The sequence below is a fragment of the Formosa sp. F44 genome, assembly GCF_056238645.1.
This window is the reverse complement of record NZ_JBWDLJ010000002.1, coordinates 1,104,452-1,127,791: the sequence shown is the minus strand read 5'-3', so window position 1 is coordinate 1,127,791 and position 23,340 is coordinate 1,104,452. Positions and strand designations below refer to the sequence as shown.

Here is a 23,340-nt window from a genome sequence, read left to right as displayed (position 1 = left end):
CACTTGCGCTTTATGTTAGTCTCAATAACACCTTTTATAAAGCTATTTTGTCGCTTTTAAGACCTTGTAAATCACCTAAAATATAACTGTATAAAAACAGAAACCGTCTCTAAAGACGGTTTTTTATCACAGTTGAACTATTTAGTATTGGCTTGTGCAACGGTTACTGGTGTTGTGGTGCGTATTTTTTTTATTCATTTAATTCAATTTCACTCATTGGCGGTGGTGGTGGCGGAACAAAATATATTTTTTCATTCAGCCATATTTTAATATCGGTCTTATTTGTAATTCGGTTGTAGGTTTCAGTCAGTGCGTTTAAAGTATTAGGAAAATTTTTAAATCCATTTTTATTGTCATAAGAAATGTAAACCAACAGTTTTTCTGGATTATCACTTAACTTTGGGTTTTTGCCATAATTTTCTAAATCCCTTTTTAAAACGCTTTCCAAACTATCTAAAGGGAAGAAATTTCCATCATTTTTATTAATCGTGTCGTTATGAATTTCAATCACATTTTTTTGTTTGATTAAAATACAAGCAAAATCTTCCCAACAAGGATTGCGGAAATAAATGGTTTTTAATTCATTCTCTGTTTTTAAAGTTAATTTTGGCAAACTATCATTGCACACAATTTTTTCAGTCCGTTCCAGTAAGTCATTCCATTTTTTGAATTGTGCATAACGTAATTCAACTCCGAGACTGTCATTTTCTCCTTTCCATTTTCCATACACTTTTTGAGATAACTGTTTTTCATTTTTGTCAGAGTTTTGACATCCGATTATTTTCAAAATCATTAAAATCAGAAACGATATTTTTATGTTAGTTCTCATTTTCTTATATGCACCACAACTCCCAATCACACCAAATAAACATGAGTTTATCCCAGCGAAGAAGCCTATTAAAGTCAATACCTCTAAAAATAGTACAATTCCATCAAACCTAGGGTAATTTCTATCCTGTGTTTAAAGGCAGTTCACGCACTAAAAGTGATGCAGAGCACTTGCGCTTTATTTTAGTCTCAAAAACACCTTTCATAAAGCTATTAAATCGCTTTTAAGGCCTTGTAAATCACCTAAAATTAATTGTGTAAAAATTAAAACCGTCTTTAAAGACGGTTTTAATTAAAGGTGTACTATTTATTTTGAGCTAGTACAACGGTTACCGGTGTTAGGCACAGTTATTTTTCTATTATCCAATTAATAATCATATTGAGCGGTTCTTTATCCATTTCGTAAAGTGATGAGCCAACTTTACCATTTCTATTGGTTAAATAATGATTCAGACTATCAAATTCTCTTATTTCAATATTAGGATTTCTAAAAGATTTTACTAAATCAACTTCTTGCTTGTGATTAATAATTTTATCCTTTGTTCCTGTAAGGTATAACGTTTTTACAGAAAGATTCTTAACTGTATCTTCTAAATTAGTTCTAGCCATTTCTACTAAAAAAGTGTCATGTAATAATACTATAAATCTTTTATTAAATCCTTTTTCTCTGATATATTTCTTTATTTCCTTTTTACTAGAATTAGGTGTGCTTTTACTTATTAAGTCTACATATCCTTTCAAAAATGACGTAAGTTCTGTTTTGGTTTTTCCCTTGCGCATTACTTCTGGAAGACTATTTTCATAATTCCTTTCAAATTGGTTAATTAGAAAAGCTCCATGTTTTATAATTGGTGTTTCAATTAAAACGACGAAATCTAAATCATTATTAATAACATTAAGAGTTGCAATTCCACCAAGACTGTGCCCTATTATCCCAATTTTTTTATCGAGAAATTGTTTTTTTAACTCCTTTAATGCGTAGCTTAAATCCGTAGACAAATCTCCCGCTAACTCAGAATAATCTCCTTCAGATTTTCCAATTCCACGCTCGTCAAATCTGTAAACAGCAATATTGTTTTTTAAAAATTCTTCTGCTAACACAAAATGAGAGTGTCTTGTGTCTCGTCCACTTCCAGGTACAATAATTACTATTTTTTCAAAAACAGTTTTTGGTGTTATTAAGGTTCCAGAAAGTTTTAAATTTTCATTTGTATTTTCAAAGTCAATTTCTTTAAAATCATAGTGTTCTTTATTGCTAATTTCTTTTTCATAATCATAGATATTCTGAGAACTAACGATTGCAAAGGAAAATAATAAAATAAGCAAAAAAGTTTTTTTCATAATTGTGGGTAACGGTTTGTATCTGGTTTGTTGCGTGTTAAGCACCTAATTTAGCAATTATTTTTATACGAATTGTAGCCAAAGGGAAGAGTTAAAAACTAGTATTAATTGCAGTCTGCAATCCCCTTTTAAAACAGGCTTTTGCCATAGCCAAATCAGGGCTAATATATGATGATTCTCATAGAAGTATTTTAGTAAAAAATTAATGAGTTTTTACTTATTATTTACCACAGTACTTTGTTTGCGATAGTGTTTTATTTTATTGATTTACCAGATTTTATAACAAATTTAGAAAAAGTATTAAATAAAATTATAAATGAAATAAAAGATAGAATTGAAAAATATAATATTGTTGATTTTAAAATTTTATCTGTTGTAAAATGAATACCACTAAACTCGAAAGTTTTGAAAGTATAGTTATCTTGAAATAAATTTAGAAAAGTAATTGATCCAATAGTTAGAATAAAAAGAATCATAGAGATTTTAAAACTATCTACAAGTTCGTGAAGTAAAGTCTTGGAATTATTTTTTATACTTTCTTGATTATACAAATTCTTAGAAAATGGGGAAGTTGCTATAATAGATAATGCAGTTATTGTAAAACCTGTCGTTATTGATAAAAAAGTTGCTATAACATCAAATGCTTTAATATTCAAATCGAATTTTGAACAAAAAAATGTAATTATAAATAATGAAATTAAAATGAAGATTATTTTTTTAAGCATTTTCAGTTTTAATTTTTATAATTAATTTATAGTAAACATCTTCTAAAGAAAACATTTCATCTTCATCAACTTGAGCTTCAATTTCAATTTTTCTTGAAAAACCTTCAGTATTGAATAACATTCCAAGATTATTCTCATCTCTCCCAGCGATTACGATACTTTTTAAAGAATTTTTTTGATCAAAAATTGATTTTACTTTTTCAATTAAATATTTGTTTGTTATTCTGTTGTCATATGAAAAGCTTAATGTAGCAATACTTGCTTCATATCCATTAATTTCTTGTGATAATGTTTGACTTAATATTCCAGAATCACTAAATAAATTTGGTACTGCTGAAATTTTGATATTATCAAGACTTTTTAACATTTCAATGAATTGTTTTTCATCATAAATTTCTTTTAAGACGATTGAAGATGTTTTAAATTTATCTTTTAGTAAACCGATAACAGCTGTTCTTTTTTTTGAATTACTAATCCATAAAAAACTACTATTAAAGTCAATAACAGCAAAAGTTTGTCTTGGCTCTACTTGATTTTTCTGTCTTGGATTTGGTTCTTCTTCGTTCGTCTCAAAATTATAAACATTTGGATTCCGTGGACCAACACTGCCTTCTGCAAAACTCATTTTCAGATAATTATCTTCGTACTCAATATTAAAAATTTGAACTTTATTTTCATTATTATTTGTATAGGAACCTAATGGAAGATGTTCTTGGAAATTTTCCAAAGATAATTTTTCGTTATTTAGATATAGAAAAACTCCACTAAAAGTTAAATTTTTTTTGTTTGCTTTTTTCATCTAATTTTTTGATTATCTATGTCTATTTATGAGTTTGGGCACATTACCGCTAACTCCTCAGATACAAACAAAAGCCACCTATATCAGGTTTCAGCCTCCGGTTAACTCCATGTTTGTATGGTGTTTATAATCCTCTAAAATATGATTTTTAATACATCTTTAATGTGATTTCTTGTATAAAAAAAAAGATTATCCTTATACATACTAAAAAACGCCTAGTGATTACATTTTGAAACTTCCCTTTAAATTTTTCCTACAAAATGTATTAACACCCTCAATAAGACCTATTGGGGCATCTTTCATGGTATTTAACCCTTGAAGTGGCTCAAAAACTGGTTGAAAATGGAGTAAAACCACCCCAAATGCGAGCCTTGTTTTGCTAGGGGTTTTGTTCGAGTCTTGTTCGAGTCTTCTCCAGTACCTCTTCACCCCTTATTTTAGTGTGTTTTTTAAAAATAGACCCATTCCCGAAGAAGACCGGAATTAAACTCGATTAACACCTAAACAAAGAGGGTTTAAGCATTAAATCGATTATTTTATTCCTACACACAGGTAATCTATTACTTACAAAAAAAACTTGCAAAATCATTCAACTGAAAGTGTATACAAGTATATAAATCCATTATTAATGTGATACCTAACCAATAGACTTAATGAATCCGCAATACATAAATTTTGATAATCATAATCAGCATTCCCACAATACCACCAACAATGGCTCCGTTTAAACGAATATACTGAAGATCTTCTCCGACCTTACTTTCTATTTGTTTCACCAATTCTACATTCGATAATTTCTGTAAGCTTTCGCCAACCAGTTCCCCTATTTTATGATGATGGGTATCGATAAGTTGAAGTAAAGTAGATTTTAACCACAGGTCGGTTTGTTTAATCTTTGAATCATCGTTCTGAAAAGATAGCAACATGGTATTTACCTTATCACGGATTAAATCGGTGTACTCGTTTTTGTCTTCAAACAGATGTGCTTTAACCATCACTTTTAAGCGTGTTAATCCTTGTTTTACAATGCCAGAATCCAGTAATCGTTCTAAAAATTGTTCTCCAAACTGATTCACATCGGCTTGCGCATTCTCATCTCCAGAAGTTAACCGCTCACCATAATCGTACAACTGCGCGTCTAAAGCCATAATAATTTTATGATCTTCTGGATTTGCTTGTATATCTTCTATAAGCTGTATTAATTGATCTTGTATACCTTCGGCAATACGTTGTGGTTTTATGGCGCCAAAAAACTGTCCAGCTCCAACTAACCATCCTTTTACTTGAGAACCTTCTTTTTGTTTATTTACTAAAACTTGAACTTCGGTAACCAAAAATTGGTAAGTAGATTCCGAACTCACTTTATCTCTCAATACGTCAAGAAAAACCATTAAAATACCATAATGATCTTTTTGGTTTATGGTCTGCTTTAGTAAATTCCCCAAAGGCTCGGCTAAATTATTACCCTTTAGTGCGGGTCTAATAATACCTTCTAGCGTATGTACAACATCGTCGTGATCTAGTTTTAAAACTAAAGCTTCTAGTTCAGGTTTTAGTGTTTTTCGAATGGTTTCCTGATTATCGTCTTCTAATAAATAATTTAATATTGGCTTTGCTAGAGAAACTCCCTCAATTTTATCACGAATCATATCTTTAGACAGCCATTCATTATTTACCAAATCGACAATACCAGCCGATAATTTCTCTCGACTTTTTACAATAATATTGGTATGCTTTTTAACTACAGGAATAGGAATCTCTTGGAATAAGGCACGCACGGCAAACCAATCGGCTACACCCCCCACAACAGCGGCTTCGAAACCCGCGAGTAGAATTTCTAACCCATCGCCCTGATAGATATTAAAGTATTTTAAAACCAAACATCCCACCATGCAAATAACGGCGATGGCCAAGGACCGATTTCCTAATCTGTTTTTTTTCATGATAACTTCTATTTACTAGACAAGGTTATAATAAAAACTGAGAATTGGTAACTCTATGCAATTAAAAACAGTCTGAAAAACACATGCAGAAAACGCTAATTGTGTTTAAACTAGACTTCAAATTTTAAAGCATCAAACATAAACGAATTTTCGAAACGTTTTAATCGAGAGTCATACTCGTCTGCAAATACAGCAAACTGACATTTCTCGACACTTTCTCCCAAACGCAATATTTCGTTATATGTATTTTGGCGGATTAAGAATTGAGCATCTTCAATACAAATTAATTGGACATCGGTTAAATGGATACTATTAAGAAAGTATAATTTATTTAAACGTTTTACCGTTGCAATTAAAATATCTGTCCCTATATAAATTTCCTCGCGTTGCGCATCAATTTTATACTCGTCGTATATACAGTATATACGTAAATCTGTAGGTTTAGAAAATACTTCAAATTTTTCCTTTAATGCTAAGGCTTCTGCTTTATCTTTTACTAAAACTATGGCTCTTGGCGCATCTCCTAACGCTTCCCCTTTTAGTTTCTGAATAACACTTAACACAATGGCAGTAGATTTCCCACTACCTTCCGGTCCGATCCCAAATACATTGGCCCCACTTTTTATTGTAGAAAGCACCTTTTTCTGTAAAGGCGTGGTGGTTTCAAATTCTAAACGATCTAGAGTTTCTTTAAGAACAGGAAGTATTTTTTTAAAAGACATAAAATTAAAGATTATTTTGAAGTTGCAAAGAACGGGCTTATACATACTCTAGCCTAATTTGAAGGCAGTTTTCAATAGCAAACAAAGCGACTATCACTTTTTTATTCTGAAGTATCCTTCTATTTTTGTAGTATGAGTGACGATACATTACCGAAAATTATACAAGACGACGATGCAAATTTACAACTTCAAATTTCTATTGAAGCTGTAAAACAAGAACTTGAGACCATAACTAATCAAATTGAGGCTTTCGAAGCTGTCTTAAGGCAACATCTTACCGATTATATTGTTGAAGCACAAGAATTAAACACCCTTTACAAGCAACAAAAACGGGCTAAAAAAGACAAACGTTTAGCACAAAAACAACGTGGTAAAAATTATGTCCCACCAACAGGTTTAAAAGCGTCTTCTAAACAAAAAACAGATATTACCGAATCGGATACAGAAACACTTCGGCTAAAAAAGCGTTTATATCGAGAAGCCATGTTACAGGTGCATCCGGATAAATTTAGTTTATCTCCCAACAGCCAAGAATCGGCCACAGAGATAACAACACGACTGATTCATATTTATAAACATGAAGATTTAAATGCGTTACAGGCATTCCATGCACAGATTTTTTCTGATAGCTTAGATATTAATTTAAATACTAAATCTCCAGAGGCACCAACAATTTCAAAAACTGAAGCTTTAGAATTCACCCTTAAGCAATTACAAAAAGAACTTAAAGCCTTAAAAGAAACGGATCTTTTTGATATTATCTCTACCTATAAAAACCCATTACATTTTGTAGATGAACTTATACTGTATTATAAAGACAAAATTGAGAAATTGAAAAAACGTACCCGAACTAAAAATTAAGCTTTATAGTAAAATTCTAATACACGAGATACGCTATATTTGCAAAAAAAAAATCAAATAATCAATACCCTTTCTCATGAAAAAAAATCACATCAGTTTCATACTTTTTGCACTCGTTACAAGTATCGGGTTTGCACAAGAATTTAATGTGAACCTATACGGTTCTTATACGTTTCAAGACCGATTCGATTCGTATTACGATTACGGAAGCTATTATGAAGGAAAAATAGAAGACGGTTTTCAGTGGGGAGCTGGTTTAGAGTTAAAGACGAGCCCGTATATGGGCGTTGAATTATTGTATTTACGTCAAGACACTAATGCGCCTACTCATTATTTAGACGAAGGCTTCTTTGCAACTGAACGATTCACTAATTTCGATCTTACTATTAACTATGTTATGATTGGCGGAAACCGTTATTTTGGAGCATCTAATTCGCCTTTACAAGGATTTGGAGGATTAATGGCTGGTATGGTGATTGCTAATTTAGAAAACCCAGATAACGGAAACACCGAAACTGCAACAAAATTTGCTTGGGGAGCTAAGTTTGGAGGTATCTACTGGATGAGTCCTAGAGTAGGATTAAAAATGCAAGCCCAATTGGTATCTGCAGTACAAACTGTAGGTGGTGGTTTTTACTTTAGTGGTTACGGACCTTCTGCAGGATTAAGCACATATTCTACATTTTACCAGTTTAGTTTAGGTGGTGGTTTAGTATTTAAAATGAACTAAACCTGAGTACAACAAGTCAACTTACTTTATACATCATAAAAAAATCCCGAACAGTTTTGTTCGGGATTTTTATTATATGCTAATCTGTATATCTCTTTAAGAGCATACGTCTTTAGTTTTAAACTCGTTTTTTGTAAAGCAGATGAACCACTAAAATCAAAATAGAAAGTACCAATCCTAAAACAGAAACACCTACCCATTTGTAATGTTCCCAAGCCAAGGCACCTAAGGTTGTCCCGATAGCACCACCAATAAAAAAGGATACCATATAAATTGTATTAACACGGTTTCGTCCTTCTGGGTTTCTAGAAAATATTATATTCTGATTAGTAATATGAAGCGCCTGCATACCTAAATCGACTAAAATTACACCCACAATTAAGCCAAAAATCGAATGTCCGGACACAAGAAAAACACCCCAAGACACAATTAAAAGTAATGTTGAAAATAGAATAATACGATTCTTTGGTAATTTATCATTCAGTTTTCCTACCACGGTTGCACCCAATGCGCCTACCATTCCTAACAATCCGAATAATCCAGTAATGGTACTTCCGTATCCAAATTCATCTTCCATTAAGAAAACTAAAGTTGTCCAGAACACACTTAAACCCGCAAAAGACAAGGCGCCTCGAAGCGATGCCAAGCGTAATTCTGGTTCGGTTTTAAAATAGAATACAATAGACTGAAACAAATCTTTATAAGTTCCTTTAAAATCAGGATTTAGTCTTGGTAACTTAAACCGAAGTAAAACAAAGAGCAAAACCATTAAGGCGGTCGCCCCAAAATACATGGTTCGCCAACCAAATTGTTCTCCTATAAAACCACTAATAACACGACTTCCTAAAATCCCGATTAATAAACCACTCATTACAATACCAATAGCTCGGCCACGGCCTTTATCGTCGCTTAACTGTGCGGCCATAGGCACAAAAAGCTGGGGCAACGAAGACGTGAATCCTATAAAAAAACTACTTATAATAAGCACCCAAAGGGAACCTGCGGTAGCGGCCACTAATAATGAAATGACCATAAGTATAAAATCGAATTGTAATATTTTATGGTTCGATAATTTATCGCCTAACGGCACAATAAAGAATAAACCAAAGGCATATCCCAACTGTGTGCTCAATGCCACATGACTGACTTGAGATTCTGTCACACCAAAATCTACGGCTATTTGATGTAGCAACGGCTGGTTGTAGTACAAATTTGCAACTACTAAACCAGCCGAAAAGCTCATTAAATATAAAACTGAATTACTAAGTTTATTCATGGTATATAATATGAGACCAAATTAAGCAAAAATTGACCATTTGAATATCTCTATACCTACAGAATTATAACTTAAATACGCTTAAGACGAATTACAAATCGCATACTATTCATTCCTAGTATTAAAATCGGCATCGGTTAGTGTTTTCATAAAAGCAACTAAACTCGCCTGTTCCGATTCAGATAAATCTAAAGAATCAAATGGTAAAGTTTGATACTCTTCCTGTATACCAATCCCTTTTCCGCCTCCACGATTATAAAAATCCACCACTTCTTCTAATGTATTATACACGCCATTATGCATATAAGGTGCCGTTTTTTCGATGTTACGTACCGTGGGTGTTTTAAAAAAGTGTTCCCGTTCCTTAGTTTTATAGAAATTATAACGGCCCAAGTCTGTACTTACAATCGCATTAATAGTATCGTTATTTTCAGGAACTCCTAGTAACTCCAATTCAGTATCGGTGTAGTTTGGAGGTACCGTGCCGTTAAATAAAGGTGGAAAATGGCAAGTTGCACAAACCGCTTTACCCATAAATAAATTGAATCCGTCTTTTTCTTCTTGCGTTAGAGAATGCTCTAATCCATTAATATTTTTATCGAATTTAGAATCGAAACTATTTAATGTACGGACGTAAGATGCTATGGCATGTCTAATATTATATTCTACTCTGTCGTTATTATACAAAGTAGTTATTGAGTTTTTATACTCTGAATTATGCATTACGCGATTCACTAAAGAATCCATAGGTAAATTAAATTCATCATGATTTTCGGCAACGCCCACAACCTGCCCTTCTAAACTACCTGCTCGCCCATCCATAAAAAAAGATTGCTGATACGCGGCATACGTTAAGGTTGGAGAGTTTCGTGTTTGTCTGTTATCGAAAGTTTTTCTTCCATCTGTAAACGCTAAATCTGAAACATGACAACTTGCACACGCCATAGTTTTGTTTTTAGACAATAATTTGTCGTTGAATAACTGCTTCCCAAATTCTGCCTTTTCTTTAAGCTTTAAAGTATCACTTTTATAATCTGTAAAATATGAAACGTTTAATGTGTTCTCACCAAAAAGAGATGTCGCGTTGTTAGTTAAAGCCATTTCGAAAGGAAATGTAACCTGCCAATCATCTTGAGTTTGTACTAATAATTTTAGTTGATTATCGGTATGGTTTTTAATAAAATTGAAACGGTCAAAACTTTCAAAATCGTGATTTAAAGTAGCTATTGCGTTTTCGAAAGACGACTTTAAGTCGTTATAAATAGCTTCCGAAGAAAATTCATCTTTAAAAACGTCTACTACATACAATAATGTCTTATAGGTATACTGACTTTCTGTTAAGGATTGCCCCAATACAGGCGAATCGAAACCTGTAATTCCTGTGGTTGCAATCCGAACTACTTGGTTTCTCAATAACCAAATGATGTGATAATCCTTTAGTGCGATTGCCGTGTTTCCTTGTATTAATTTTAGTCGACTACTAGTCATTTTAACCACCTGGTGTAATGCCAAAGTATCTAAAGGTTCTTCATGAAGTAACTCTTCAATAACTTGAAATCCGAAAGGTGTTCTAATTTTAATATCTGTGGCATCTTCCTCTAGAACTTGCAGGATATTTGGTGCATTTAATGACTTATAATTGTTTTGGTCTACAAATGCCAAAATAGGTTCTAAAGCTTTAAAGTGATGTCTTGCACTTTTATAAGCTTCAATTTTATCTGATGTAGCATTTAAAGTTGAAATAGAATCTAAAGCAAGAACACTTTGCTCGATTTCAGATTTGAAAAAATTTAAAATGTGCTCGTTAGTCGTTAACTGCTGATTTACAGTGTCAGGCTGTTTTTTACACCCCATTTGCATGAAAAGCAAAAGACATATACCTATAGTATATGTCTTAGCTTTCATAAATAATATGTTATTCATGAATTTATTTTTATCTTATCTTTCTAATCCAGTTATTTTGAATAAAACAGAACCTTCGTTAGTAGCAGTCGCTCCTTCTAAAACTGAATTTGCTTTTGGGTCTGTAAAAAATGTTCCATCTGGAGCATTCCAACCATGGTTTTGAGTCATTACCATAAAAGTGTTTTCACCATTATTTACAACATCTGTAACATCAATCATTCCTGTAATTTCCCACATTGAAGATGCTGTACCGTAACCTATAGATTCTGCATAGTCTTGGTCGCATTCTAAAACAGTTTTAATTTCTCCTGTTGACAGGTTATACTGATATAATTTTGCAAAACCAGAAATTGCTGAATTTAAAGATGCATAACCGTTCGGGTCTTCTTGAATGTATGCATAGTTTTCTGTAACTAAAATGTTATCTGGCGAGTGGAAACCATCTGCTTTACCACCTACAATATCTCCATCTAAAACACAAGTGATTTTAGCAGGGCCTGTTGGGTCTTCTTCATTTAAGACTACTTTATACACACGACCTAGTAAACTTCCTTTACCTACTAAATCTGCACTGTAACGTCCTGTTACACAAAAGTAAATTTCTCTTTGGTTAGCAGCAGAACCTCTTCTCCAGTCGATATCTTCTAATCTAGAGAATCCCATAACACCTTTAGCTTTAGCTTCAGCATCTAATAAATCGATTTGAGTTTCTTCTAATTCAACAAATTCAGCTTCGTATTCTGTTCCTTCAGCCATTTGCGCTTCAAAATCGATACCAGCACTTGTTACTTTTAATCCGTATAATTTACCATTATCGAAATTTCCACGGCTTCCTACATACATTCCTAATTGACCAGAAGGCACTGAATTGTCTGAATGGTCATCGCCAATAAAAACAACAGTTTTACTTGGGTATGCATCTTTACCTATTGGCACTGCATTTTCTGTAGACCATTGTCCTAACTTAGGTAACATAATTGCAGTATCTGCATCATCGGCAGATTTGTAAGGATTTGTAGCAAATACACCTTTAGATGAACCTCCCCATTCTCCTCCTGAAAGATATAATGGTCCGAAACCATGTTCTTCTTGAGTAATTAAAGTTCCTGAACATTGTGCAGTAAATGCCGTTGCGAACGCATTCACAATATAATCACCATGTATAGGTTGTAAATCTGAGTTTAATTTTATGCGTGCAATAGAATAATCGCCTTCAATATTGTTTATTAAAGTAAAGCTACCATCATTTTCTGCTAATAATCCAGCACCATCTGCAAGAGAACCGTATACGAAATCTGGAGTGCTTTCTAATCTATCTTCAGAAGATAAAATAGTTGTAATGTTAATTGATGAGAATGCACTTTCTACTTTTAATAAGTTTGGTGTTTTAGATTCGGTTAAAGGTATTAAGTCTTCAAGCGTTAAATCTTCTCCGTCTTCACCATCTTCTCCGTCTACACCGTCTGCTCCATCTACTCCATTAACACCATCTTTTCCATCTTCAACATCACAGCTTACTACTAATGTGCTGGTTGCTGTTAGTACAAATGATAAAAGAAAAATTCTAATAATTTTGTTCATAATTTAAAGTTTAAGTTGATTTTTAGTTGTGAACAAATCTATTATTAGCTCCGTGGAATCTTGTTATGTAAGTAAGGTAGTTTGGTTAATATATCGCTATCTAAATGTTACCTGCATTAACACAACATTAACGAATTAACGGAAAACACACGCTAATATTAATTGAAAATTAATCGCGTTTTTTAAAGTGTAATGCCACATCGAATTACTGTACTTTTTAACACGCTTATAATAATCCAATTAACTATTTCATAAATACTTTTTTAAGAGTGGACTATGGAATCCTCTTAAAGCTTCATGATTCTATTTAATAAATCGCGTTTTTAAACCTTTTGAAACACAAAAAACCTCAAATCGGATAGATTTGAGGTTTTTCACAGGATTAATTATACTTTACTATTACATGTTTCTTCGGTATTGTCCGCCCACTTCGAATAATGCTTCTGTAATTTCTCCTAAAGAACACACTTTACACACATCCATTAAGGCTTCAAAAATATTTTCGTTATGAATGGCTTTATGCTGCAGGTCCTTCAACAATTCGGCAGTATCATTTCCTTTATGAAGATTTTCTAATGTTTTAATCTGAAATTGTTTCTCTTCTTCCGTCGCACGAATCACTTCTTTTGGGATAACCGTAGGTGACCCTTTAGAACTTAAGAAGGTATTTACACCAATAATTGGGAAATCGCCATTGTGTTTCAAGGTTTCGTAATACAAACTTTCTTCTTGTATTTTACTACGCTGATACATGGTTTCCATAGCACCTAAAACACCACCACGTTCTGTAATTCTGTCGAATTCTAACAGCACAGCTTCTTCTACTAAATCGGTTAGTTCTTCAATAATAAAAGACCCCTGAATAGGATTTTCATTTTTAGCTAATCCTAATTCTTTGTTTATAATTAACTGAATGGCCATAGCACGACGCACCGATTCTTCGGTTGGTGTGGTAATCGCTTCGTCGTAAGCATTGGTGTGTAAGGAATTACAATTATCGTAAATCGCATATAATGCTTGAAGACTGGTACGAATGTCGTTAAAATCGATTTCCTGAGCATGTAAACTCCGGCCAGATGTCTGAATATGATATTTCAGCATTTGTGCTCTGGAGTTGGCGCCGTATTTTAATTTCATGGCTTTTGCCCAAATTTTTCGAGCTACACGTCCGATAACGGAATATTCTGGGTCGATACCATTAGAGAAAAAGAACGATAAGTTTGGTCCGAATTTATTAATATCCATCCCACGACTTAAATAGTACTCGACATATGTAAATCCATTAGACAATGTTAATGCCAATTGCGTGATGGGATTAGCACCTGCTTCGGCAATATGATATCCAGAGATAGATACCGAATAAAAGTTACGTACATTATTATCGATAAAATATTCTTGTACATCGCCCATTAAGCGCAAGGCAAATTCTGTAGAAAAAATACAGGTATTTTGCGCTTGGTCTTCTTTTAAAATATCGGCTTGCACCGTACCACGAACTTGCGCAATGGTTTTGGTTTTAATATCTAAATACACATCGGCAGGTAACACTTCGTCTCCGGTTACGCCTAAAAGCATTAAACCTAGTCCGTTATTTCCTTCGGGAAGTGCTCCATTATATGAAGGACGTTCTACGCCTTTAGCTTTATAAATGGCATCTATTTTAGCTTCAATATCTTCAACTAAATCATGCTCCTTAATATATAACTCACATTGCTGATCGATGGCGGCATTCATAAAAAAACCAAGTAACATTGGAGCAGGACCATTAATAGTCATACTTACAGACGTCATGACATCGGCTAAATTAAAACCAGAATATAGTTTTTTAGCATCGTCTAAACAACAAATACTGACTCCGGCATTACCAATTTTTCCATAAATATCGGGACGTAAATCGGGATCGTTACCATATAGCGTCACACTATCGAACGCTGTAGATAAGCGTTTTGCTGGTAACCCAGCACTTACATAATGAAAACGACGATTTGTACGTTCTGGTCCACCTTCTCCTGCAAACATACGTGCTGGATCTTCACCGGTACGTTTAAACGGATACAGCCCTGATGTATATGGGAATTCTCCTGGTACATTTTCCTGTAAGCACCAACGTAAAATATCGCCCCAAGCTTGATACTTTGGCAAAGCGACTTTAGGAATTTGTAGGTGTGAAAGTGATTCGGTATGTGTCTCTATTTTTATTTCCTTATTTCTGACTTTAAAAGAGTAAATCGGATTCTTATAAGTACTAACTTTTTCCTTCCAATTTAAAATGACTTCCCAATTATAAGGATCAAGGTTAAGTTTTACTTTATCGAATTGTGCAACAAGTAATTTAACGAATGAAACATCGTCGTCCGTTTGCGTGTCTTTTAAAATGTTGTCTACATCTAGTCCTATTTTAGAAATTTCAACGTCTACATTCGTAATAGACTCTATGGTTTTAAAAATCCCAAATAATTTCTGAGCCACCACCACTTGATCTTCGGCCGTTTTATCGTACCCACGGTTATTTTCAGCAATTTCTGAAAGGTAGCGTGTTCTTGAAGGCGGAATGACATAAATCTTTTCGCTCATTTCTTTCGAAATGGTAAAGGTTGACTTTAAATCGGAATCTAAATTTTCTACCAATCCATCCATCACAGCTTTGTACAGCGTGTTCATTCCGGGATCATTAAATTGGGAAGCTATCGTTCCGAATACCGGCATAGTATCCGGATCTGCGTGCCACATATTATGGTTACGCATATATTGTTTTTTTACATCGCGAATGGCATCTAGAGCCCCGCGTTTATCGAATTTATTAATCGCCACCAAATCGGCAAAATCTAACATATCGATTTTTTCTAACTGTGTCGCCGCTCCAAATTCAGGAGTCATCACGTATAACGACAAGTCGCTGTGTTCTATAATTTCGGTATCCGATTGTCCAATTCCAGAGGTTTCTAAAATGATTAAATCGTATTCGGCGGCTTTTAACACTTCAACCGCTTCATTCACATGTTTAGATAACGCTAAGTTAGACTGACGTGTAGCCAAACTACGCATATACACACGAGAATTATTAATCGCATTCATACGGATTCTATCTCCTAAAAGTGCTCCTCCAGTTTTTCGTTTTGAAGGATCTACAGAAATTAATCCGATGGTTTTCTCTGGGAAATCTATAAGAAAACGACGCACCAACTCATCGACTAAAGACGATTTACCAGCACCTCCTGTTCCTGTAATTCCGAGAACGGGCGTTTTTGATGTCTTATTTTTAGTGTGAATCTTTTCTAAGGTCTCTTTTGATACTTCAGGAAAATTTTCAGCAGAAGAAATGATTCTAGCAATAGCTTTTGAATTTTTCTCTTTCAATTTATCTACATCTACAGTTAACTGGTCTCCTACCGCAAAATCAGCTTGCTTAACCAAATCGTTAATCATCCCTTGTAGTCCTAGTTCCCGCCCATCGTCTGGAGAATAAATTCTAGCGATACCATAATCCATAAGTTCTTTGATTTCCGAAGGTAAAATTACACCACCTCCACCACCAAAAATCTTGATGTGTTCCGAGCCTTTTTCCTTAAGCAAATCGAACATATATTTAAAATACTCGTTATGTCCACCTTGATAAGATGTTAAACAAATCGCATTGGCATCTTCTTGAATTGCTGTGTTAACAACCTCCTCGACACTGCGATCGTGCCCCAGATGGATTACCTCTACTCCAGTTGATTGGATGATGCGTCGCATGATATTTATAGACGCATCGTGCCCATCGAAAAGGGAAGCTGCGGTAACTATTCGTACTTTATATGTTGGCTTGTAAGGATCTACTTGTCTCATTATCAATAAAAACTATTTAATTGAGACGCAATTTACGGAATATTCAAAAATAACTTGTATTTAACTTAATTTATCTAAAAGCATTTCAAGTAGTGTATACGTTCAAAATTTAACTATTTTTAATCTTTTATTGAAAACTATTAAGATGAATAAAATCACACTTTTAATGCACTGCAATGATCAATCTGGAATCATCGCAGCAGTATCTAATTTTATCGCTCAAAACAGCGGAAACATTATATATATTGACCAACATGTAGATCGCGAGCAGGATATATTTTTTATGCGTTTAGAAAGTGAATTCGAAACAGACACCTTAGATTTAGAACAACTAAAACATACGTTTAAAAGCACATTAGTTAAACAGTTTTCAATGAAATGGCGTATTTACACGTCTGAAGTACAGCCTAAAATGGCACTTTTTGTATCTAAATACGATCACTGCTTATACGATATCTTAGGACGTTATAAATCGGGAGAATTAGATGTACACATTCCGTTTATATTAAGTAATCATTTAGACTTAAAACCTATAGCCGATAGTTTTAATATTCCTTTTTACCATGTTCCAGTAACCAAAGACACCAAGCCTGAAGCAGAAGCTAAGCAATTGGAATTACTAAAGAAGCACCAGGTTAATTTTATTGTTTTGGCGCGTTATATGCAAATTATATCTCCGAAGTTAATTAGCGAATATCCGAACAAGATTATTAATATTCACCATTCGTTTTTACCAGCATTTGTTGGAGCGAAACCATACCATTCTGCTTACAAACGCGGCGTTAAAATTATTGGAGCGACAAGTCATTATGTTACAGAAGATTTAGATGCTGGACCTATTATCGAGCAAGATGTAACACGAGTTTCTCACAACCAAGCTATTGAAGATTTAATTGCTAAAGGTCGAGATTTAGAGAAAATTGTATTGGCCAACGCCATTAAACATCATATAAACAGGAAGGTAATGGTGTTTAATAACAAAACCATTATTTTCTATTAATTACTTCGTTCTATATTTATAACAGACCTTAATAAATCTTGCAGTTCGGGTTTACAAGACTGCTGTATATAGGTTAATTGTAAATTAGATAAGAAGGTTCTTAAAATATAAACTTGAATGTTTGTGTTGTTTAAACGCAATAGTTCGTCCTGCCAAATCGAGAATAAAGTTTCAATTATTTTAGAATTTTGCGCGTAGTTAAAATTGATTTGATAACACAAACTTTTAGAGTAGCTTTTAAATAACAACGGATGTTCTATTAAACGCTTAAAATAATGATGAATTTTAAGGGTGATTTCATCTACAGAGTTTAAATCATAACAGAAAAAATCTAAAATACTTCTTCCTTGCTTAGCTAGTAAAATGAGGAATGCACTTTCTATTTGATTTTTCTTATTATGTACATGATTATAATAAACATCTAACCCCAAGTTGGTATTTATAATCATAACATCGCAAGACAAAATTTCAACCAAAAATGCTTGCATAACATCAACTTGATCTGTAGAGATTATGAGTTCTTTTTTATAGCCTTTGCTAGAAAAACTTACCATTTTAAGTGGAGGTATTGTCATGATTACGCTGGTGTATTAAAATGCAATGGACACGATTAAATCTTGCCTTTAATATATAGTCTCGTGTATATTCAGTCTAAAAATTGAGGTATTAAAACCATCTGTTGCAAACAAGTGTTTGCCTTCAAAAACTCGAATTCATCTAAATTTATGCATTTTTTTAAAATTATACGCATATTTTTGCGTTTCAAATCCTAAAAAAACAACTTTTGAAACATATTATTTTAGTCTGCACGATAGTGTTTTCTTTAAACACATCTGCGCAAACCTTAAGCGATCTTGCTAAATCATTTAAGAAAGCAACATCGTCCTCATCAACTTCTACTTCTTCAACAGCGTCATCAATTATAAACATGTCTAATACAGATATTGCTGCGGGATTAAGAGAAGCCTTAAATTTAGGAATAGAAGATCAGGTTAATAAATTAACCCAAACGGATGGTTTTTATAAAAACGACTTAGTTAAAATCTTGCTCCCAGCCGAATTGCAAAAAGTAGATACCGCTTTACGAAAAATGGGATTAGCCAATTTAGCAGACGAAGGTATAAAGGTACTAAACCGTGCCGCAGAAGATGCCGTAAAAGAAGCTACACCTATTTTTGTTGATGCTGTAAAAGACATCACTTTTGATGATGCCAAAAGCATCTTACTAGGAAGTGACGATGCTGCAACAACCTATTTAACTTCTAAAACGGAAACAGAACTATATAAAAAGTTTAATCCTGTAATTAATGAATCTTTTAGCAAAGTAGGTGCCGACAAAGTATGGACAGGGCTAATTTCTAAATATAATAGTATGCCTTTTGTTACTCAAGTTAACCCGGATTTAACAGATTATGTAACTAAAGAAGCCTTACAAGGTGTATATACTATGATTGCCGTAGAAGAAAAAGAGATACGAAAATCGACAGCAGCTCGGTCTACACAATTATTACAATCGGTATTCGAACTACAAGATTAATAACGGCCAACTTTTAAGGTTTTAGTCGTACAGCATAAGCAATTTTCTTACCGATTTATAATCTGTTTAACTGAAATTGATATCAACTAAAAGCAACTCTTAAACTAGAGTTGCTTTTTTTTTGGTAAATTTTATGATTTGTCTGTTCATGCATTTATTTTTTTAGTGTATATTTAAAACACTAATAGCCAATAAGATGAAACCAAATGACCGCCTCAAAGAAAATAAGCAGAAACTAAACAGACGCTACAAACAACTTGTTGAAAGGGCTTATAATTTTCGCCAGACCGATGCCGCAATAAGTGATATTTCCGAATATAAAGCCATTAAATTATTAAACAAATTGAATCGGCTGGAGTATTTATATCGTGGAGAAAACAATTTACCAACTCAATAAAACATTATAGTTTTATTAACTAATCTCTAAAGTTTTTGGCATGGTTTTTACGTTATAATATTCAAATAACTTAATATTATGAAAAATCAATTTAGTAAAGTAGGAAACGTAAGACCAAGTCTAAAGAAACTATTAAAAGTAGAAGAATTACAAAATTTATATAAGTCTTTTATTGAAGAAGCTTATAATGTAATGCAAACAGATAGTAGTTTAAGTGATTATTTATATTTCGAAGCTACCAAGCTAAAAAAGGAAATGATACGTGTTGAATCTAATGATCACGACAGATTTCGCTCAGCCCTTTAAAATAGTCGAAAGCCTTTAATAATCTAGAGCCATACCAAGAGAACATTTCTCCGTCGACCAATATTATTTTGGAATTTGGAAAATAAGCTTGGACCTCTTTTATATGTTTATTTTTAAACGGAAAAGGCTCGCTAGATAAAAATATTAGCTCGGGTTCTATCGTAATTTTTTCAATATCTATTTCAGGATATCTACTTTGATGCGCAAAAACGTTATCTAATTTATTCTGAATTAATAAATGATTGATAAAATTTTCGTTCCCGGCAACCATCCATGGTGATTTCCAAATAAAGTAAGCAACCGTTTTTAAAGGTTTTATAGACATAAAATCTTCAAATTCTGACTTACTTTTTTTTATGCCTTTTATTAAAGTGTTTGCCTGTTCTGGAATATTAAAGATCTCCCCATACATGCATATTAGCTCTAAACTATCGTCTATTGTATAAATATCTGAAATATGAACGGGTGCAATTTGTTCCAATTCAGAAATCATATCTTTGGCATTTTCCTCTTTATTACATAAAATAATATCGGGTTGTAATGCTTTAATTTTATCGTAATTAACCTGCTTTGTACCGCCTACAATTTTCTTAGCAGACAACAATGGAGTTGGATGCACGCAAAATTTAGTAATTCCAACAATACGATCTTCCAGCCCTAAATCACATAACAATTCTGTCTGACTAGGAACCAAAGATACTATACGTCTTGGAACCTTATTTAAATGGAAGGTTCTATGTAATTGATCTTTAAAGCGAGTCACCAATATGTTATTTCGAATTTAGAATGGTTTCCATCTCTTGTTGGAGCATTTTGGCATTCTTCGCAGCGGCTTCGGCGAAATCTGTTCCGTTAGAGGCGTAGATAATTCCTCGAGACGAATTAATTAATAAGCCTACATTAGCTGTCATTCCATATCTACATACGTCTTGTAAGCTTCCGCCTTGGGCACCAACACCTGGAACCAATAAGAAACTATTTGGAATAATTTTTCTAATATCTGTTAAGTATTCTGCTTTAGTCGCTCCTACAACATACATAAGTTGTTCTGAATTCTCCCATGTATTAGAAGTTTCTAAAACCTGCTTATACACTTCCTTACCCTCTATGGTTTTGGTTTGAAAATCGAAAGCACCTTGATTAGAGGTTAAAGCTAAAAGAATAGTATGCTTATTTTTAAACGTTAAAAAAGGCTCTACTGAATCTTTACCCATATACGGTGCGACAGTCACACTATCGAATGCTAAATCTTCTAAAAATGCTTTGGCATACATAGTACTTGTATTCCCAATATCCCCGCGTTTTGCATCGGCAATGGTAAAAATCTCAGGGTAATTTTCATTTAAATAATTAATAGTTTTTTCTAAAGCTTTCCAACCTTTTAATCCATAAGCCTCATAAAATGCAGTGTTAGGCTTATAAGACACACATAAATGATGTGTCGCATCTATAATGGCTTTATTAAATTCGAAAATAGGATCTTCGGTTTCTAATAAATGTGGTGGTATTTTATTTAAATCGACATCAAGGCCAATTGCTAAGAATGATTTTTTTATTTTAATCTGCTCAATTAATTGTTCGGTAGTCACTGTAATTTACTTTTGTAGATTTAAACTTAACTTTAAAAATGTGTAATAAAAAAGCCTCTAAACGAGGCTAATTATTTTTAAATGACATCGTCATTAGCTTTTAACTTTTCAGTATTTTCTGCTAATTGTAATTCGTCAATTATTTTTTGGATATCCCCATTAACAATATTCCCTAGATCGTACAATGTTAATCCAATTCTATGATCGGTTACACGTCCCTGCGAATAATTGTAGGTTCTAATTTTAGCACTTCTATCTCCAGAAGTTACCATAGTACCACGTTTTTCGGCATCGGCAGCATTCTTTTTGGCCAATTCCATTTCGTATAAACGAGAACATAATACTTTAAATGCTTTTTCTTTATTCTTATGTTGCGATTTCTGATCTTGACATTGGGCCACTAATCCGGTAGGAATGTGTGTTAAACGCACCGCAGAATACGTTGTGTTTACCGATTGTCCTCCTGGTCCTGACGAACAGAAAAAATCGACTCTAACTTCTTTCGGATTAATTTCAACATCAAATTCTTCTGCTTCTGGGAATACCATTACTGTAGCGGCACTGGTATGTACACGCCCTTGAGTTTCTGTTTGTGGCACACGTTGTACACGGTGAACACCCGCTTCAAACTTTAAGGTACCGTATACGTCTTCTCCAGTAACTTCAAACTGAATTTCTTTAAATCCGCCGTTAGTTCCTTCACTGTAATCTACAGTATCAACTTTCCATCCTCTACCTTCACAATATTTAGAATACATTCTAAATAAATCTCCAGCAAAAATACTCGCTTCATCTCCACCTGTTCCTGCACGTAATTCTACAACCGCATTTTTAGTGTCTTCCGGATCCTTAGGAATTAACATTACTTTAATTTCTTCCTCTAATTCTGGTATGCGAGATTTCGCTTCTTCATATTGCATTTTGGCCATATCAACCATTTCTGCATCACTCCCATCCGCTATAATCTCTTCAGATTCTTTAATGTTTTCTGTTAAGGAAATATATTCCTCACGTTTATCCATTAAGCCTCTTAAGTCTTTATATTCCTTATTTAATTGTACATAACGTTTCTGATCTGTAATAATATCTGGTTGAATGATTAAATCACTCACCTCATCAAAACGTTGTTTTACTATTTGTAACTTGTCTAACATCTACCTAATTAAATTGTGGAGCAAAAATACGATAATTTATGAATTTTACATATGTAAATTAAACACATAATATTGCTTGTTAAAATTTAAAGGCAGATCATTAATTATCTAGAAATAATTCTTCTTTTTTAAATGGAACTATGGCATAGGCAGTAAGCAGTGTTATGCCTAATATATGAAACAATCGTGTTGGGTAATAAAACCCACCTAGTGCCAGATAGTAAGAGATAAAGGCAAGAAAATCGGATAACGCTATAGAAAACACAAAAAACACACAAACTATAGAGCGCATAGAATTGTATCTAAGATTATAGTTTACCACTAAAATAAATAATATCAGGTATAATAAGGCGCAACACGCATACAAAAAAATATGCAAGGTATTGTTAAACTTCATGGTTGCTAATTCTAACAATTCCAGAAATAAAGCACCACTAAAACCAATAATAAGCAAACTACCAACTACCGATTTTTTACTTTCAAGCTCAATTTTAAATCGTGGTATTAAGTGCCAAATCATAACTAATAGTCCCAAAGATTTTAACACCGATGCCAAATTGTTATAAAACGGATAATCGTAAAACATGATGCACACATCGGTAGAAATAAACAGAAGATAGACGAGTGTTAATTTAATTTTCTTTAATCCTCCAAATATAATAAAGAGTATAAAAAAGGCTAAAGTCGTAATATTCCGAACTAACCTAGAGTCAAATGCCGTGAACTGTGTTATAATAAAAAAGTTTATTACAACCATGGTGCACGCCAATAGTATTATACTTGTTTTTTTAGAAATCATGAGTTTTGAAAATTTAAAT

The 23,340-nt window shown here is 33.3% G+C and carries 21 protein-coding genes and 1 pseudogene; 7 read left to right on the top strand and 15 right to left on the bottom strand.

Going from position 1 to position 23,340, the window contains the following annotated elements; all coding sequences use genetic code 11:
* Positions 1 to 190: 190 nt before the first annotated feature.
* Together AC0UBM_RS09965 and AC0UBM_RS09960 are read right to left on the bottom strand one after the other, a co-directional pair.
* On the bottom strand, positions 191 to 829 hold the full coding sequence (locus AC0UBM_RS09965) for a hypothetical protein (protein WP_475688500.1): 639 nt from the start codon (positions 827 to 829) through the stop codon (positions 191 to 193).
* Between the two features lie 347 nt (positions 830 to 1,176).
* Positions 1,177 to 2,169, bottom strand: coding sequence for an alpha/beta fold hydrolase (locus tag AC0UBM_RS09960; RefSeq protein ID WP_475688499.1), 993 nt, complete (start codon positions 2,167 to 2,169; stop codon positions 1,177 to 1,179).
* 59 nt (positions 2,170 to 2,228) lie between these two features.
* On the opposite strand from AC0UBM_RS09960, the pseudogene AC0UBM_RS09955 reads away from it, so the two are divergent.
* Positions 2,229 to 2,375 (top strand): annotated as a pseudogene (locus AC0UBM_RS09955) (IS110 family transposase); the annotation flags it as partial.
* 48 nt (positions 2,376 to 2,423) lie between these two features.
* Here the strand turns inward: AC0UBM_RS09955 and AC0UBM_RS09950 are convergent.
* The 4 genes from AC0UBM_RS09950 to AC0UBM_RS09935 form a co-directional block, all read right to left on the bottom strand.
* Positions 2,424 to 2,825 carry a hypothetical protein gene (locus AC0UBM_RS09950; protein ID WP_475688498.1) on the bottom strand — a complete coding sequence of 134 codons (402 nt, stop codon included), beginning with the start codon at positions 2,823 to 2,825 and terminating at the stop codon, positions 2,424 to 2,426.
* Between the two features lie 61 nt (positions 2,826 to 2,886).
* Positions 2,887 to 3,693, bottom strand: coding sequence for a hypothetical protein (locus AC0UBM_RS09945; protein ID WP_475688497.1), 807 nt, complete (start codon positions 3,691 to 3,693; stop codon positions 2,887 to 2,889).
* Between the two features lie 650 nt (positions 3,694 to 4,343).
* Positions 4,344 to 5,636, bottom strand: coding sequence for a DUF445 domain-containing protein (locus tag AC0UBM_RS09940; RefSeq protein ID WP_475688496.1), 1,293 nt, complete (start codon positions 5,634 to 5,636; stop codon positions 4,344 to 4,346).
* 110 nt (positions 5,637 to 5,746) lie between these two features.
* Positions 5,747 to 6,358, bottom strand: a complete 612-nt coding sequence (locus AC0UBM_RS09935; RefSeq protein WP_414036004.1) for a DEAD/DEAH box helicase — start codon at positions 6,356 to 6,358, stop codon at positions 5,747 to 5,749.
* Positions 6,359 to 6,490: 132 nt separating this feature from the next.
* Between AC0UBM_RS09935 and AC0UBM_RS09930 the strand changes: the two genes are divergently transcribed.
* Together AC0UBM_RS09930 and AC0UBM_RS09925 are read left to right on the top strand one after the other, a co-directional pair.
* A complete protein-coding gene (locus AC0UBM_RS09930) occupies positions 6,491 to 7,219 on the top strand; it encodes a J domain-containing protein (RefSeq protein ID WP_475688495.1) in 729 nt (242 codons plus the stop codon).
* Positions 7,220 to 7,295: 76 nt separating this feature from the next.
* Positions 7,296 to 7,949, top strand: a complete 654-nt coding sequence (locus tag AC0UBM_RS09925) for a hypothetical protein (RefSeq protein WP_475688494.1) — start codon at positions 7,296 to 7,298, stop codon at positions 7,947 to 7,949.
* A gap of 118 nt (positions 7,950 to 8,067) precedes the next feature.
* Here AC0UBM_RS09925 and AC0UBM_RS09920 read toward each other — a convergent pair whose 3' ends face one another.
* The 4 genes from AC0UBM_RS09920 to AC0UBM_RS09905 all read right to left on the bottom strand — a co-directional run bounded on the left by AC0UBM_RS09920 (position 8,068) and on the right by AC0UBM_RS09905 (position 16,539).
* Positions 8,068 to 9,225 (bottom strand): MFS transporter, encoded by a 1,158-nt coding sequence (locus AC0UBM_RS09920; protein ID WP_475688493.1) that lies wholly within the window; start codon positions 9,223 to 9,225, stop codon positions 8,068 to 8,070.
* 105 nt (positions 9,226 to 9,330) lie between these two features.
* Complete coding sequence (locus AC0UBM_RS09915; RefSeq protein WP_475688492.1) at positions 9,331 to 11,148, bottom strand: cytochrome-c peroxidase; 1,818 nt, start codon at positions 11,146 to 11,148, stop codon at positions 9,331 to 9,333.
* A 15-nt stretch (positions 11,149 to 11,163) separates the two neighbouring features.
* Positions 11,164 to 12,711, bottom strand: a complete 1,548-nt coding sequence (locus tag AC0UBM_RS09910; protein WP_038527623.1) for a PhoX family protein — start codon at positions 12,709 to 12,711, stop codon at positions 11,164 to 11,166.
* A gap of 399 nt (positions 12,712 to 13,110) precedes the next feature.
* Positions 13,111 to 16,539, bottom strand: a complete 3,429-nt coding sequence (locus AC0UBM_RS09905) for a methylmalonyl-CoA mutase family protein (RefSeq protein ID WP_475688491.1) — start codon at positions 16,537 to 16,539, stop codon at positions 13,111 to 13,113.
* 145 nt (positions 16,540 to 16,684) lie between these two features.
* Here AC0UBM_RS09905 and purU point away from each other — a divergent pair, with 145 nt between their 5' ends.
* Entirely contained in the window at positions 16,685 to 17,539 is an 855-nt protein-coding gene (gene purU / locus AC0UBM_RS09900) for a formyltetrahydrofolate deformylase (protein ID WP_414036011.1), read from the top strand.
* On the opposite strand, the gene AC0UBM_RS09895 is transcribed toward purU, so the two are convergent.
* On the bottom strand, positions 17,536 to 18,114 hold the full coding sequence (locus AC0UBM_RS09895; RefSeq protein ID WP_434035274.1) for a hypothetical protein: 579 nt from the start codon (positions 18,112 to 18,114) through the stop codon (positions 17,536 to 17,538). The two genes, purU and AC0UBM_RS09895, sit on opposite strands and share 4 nt — an antisense overlap.
* Positions 18,115 to 18,323: 209 nt before the next feature.
* Between AC0UBM_RS09895 and AC0UBM_RS09890 the strand changes: the two genes are divergently transcribed.
* The 3 genes from AC0UBM_RS09890 (at position 18,324) to AC0UBM_RS09880 (ending at position 19,779) form a co-directional block, all read left to right on the top strand.
* Positions 18,324 to 19,076, top strand: a complete 753-nt coding sequence (locus tag AC0UBM_RS09890) for a DUF4197 domain-containing protein (RefSeq protein ID WP_434035273.1) — start codon at positions 18,324 to 18,326, stop codon at positions 19,074 to 19,076.
* 196 nt (positions 19,077 to 19,272) lie between these two features.
* Entirely contained in the window at positions 19,273 to 19,473 is a 201-nt protein-coding gene (locus tag AC0UBM_RS09885) for a Lacal_2735 family protein (RefSeq protein WP_475688490.1), read from the top strand.
* Between the two features lie 78 nt (positions 19,474 to 19,551).
* The gene (locus AC0UBM_RS09880) at positions 19,552 to 19,779 is read left to right on the top strand and encodes a Lacal_2735 family protein (RefSeq protein WP_414036015.1); all 228 of its coding nucleotides are present in this window, start codon (positions 19,552 to 19,554) and stop codon (positions 19,777 to 19,779) included.
* Here the strand turns inward: AC0UBM_RS09880 and AC0UBM_RS09875 are convergent.
* The 4 genes from AC0UBM_RS09875 to AC0UBM_RS09860 all read right to left on the bottom strand — a co-directional run bounded on the left by AC0UBM_RS09875 (position 19,745) and on the right by AC0UBM_RS09860 (position 23,321).
* Positions 19,745 to 20,542: an ABC transporter substrate-binding protein gene (locus tag AC0UBM_RS09875; RefSeq protein WP_475688489.1), complete on the bottom strand. Its 798-nt coding sequence runs from the start codon at positions 20,540 to 20,542 to the stop codon at positions 19,745 to 19,747. The two genes, AC0UBM_RS09880 and AC0UBM_RS09875, sit on opposite strands and share 35 nt — an antisense overlap.
* Before the next feature lie 7 nt (positions 20,543 to 20,549).
* Positions 20,550 to 21,368: an orotidine-5'-phosphate decarboxylase gene (gene pyrF / locus AC0UBM_RS09870; RefSeq protein ID WP_475688488.1), complete on the bottom strand. Its 819-nt coding sequence runs from the start codon at positions 21,366 to 21,368 to the stop codon at positions 20,550 to 20,552.
* Positions 21,369 to 21,445: 77 nt separating this feature from the next.
* Complete coding sequence (gene prfA / locus AC0UBM_RS09865; RefSeq protein ID WP_475688487.1) at positions 21,446 to 22,522, bottom strand: peptide chain release factor 1; 1,077 nt, start codon at positions 22,520 to 22,522, stop codon at positions 21,446 to 21,448.
* Between the two features lie 100 nt (positions 22,523 to 22,622).
* The gene (locus tag AC0UBM_RS09860; protein ID WP_475688486.1) at positions 22,623 to 23,321 is read right to left on the bottom strand and encodes a hypothetical protein; all 699 of its coding nucleotides are present in this window, start codon (positions 23,319 to 23,321) and stop codon (positions 22,623 to 22,625) included.
* Positions 23,322 to 23,340 lie beyond the last annotated feature (19 nt).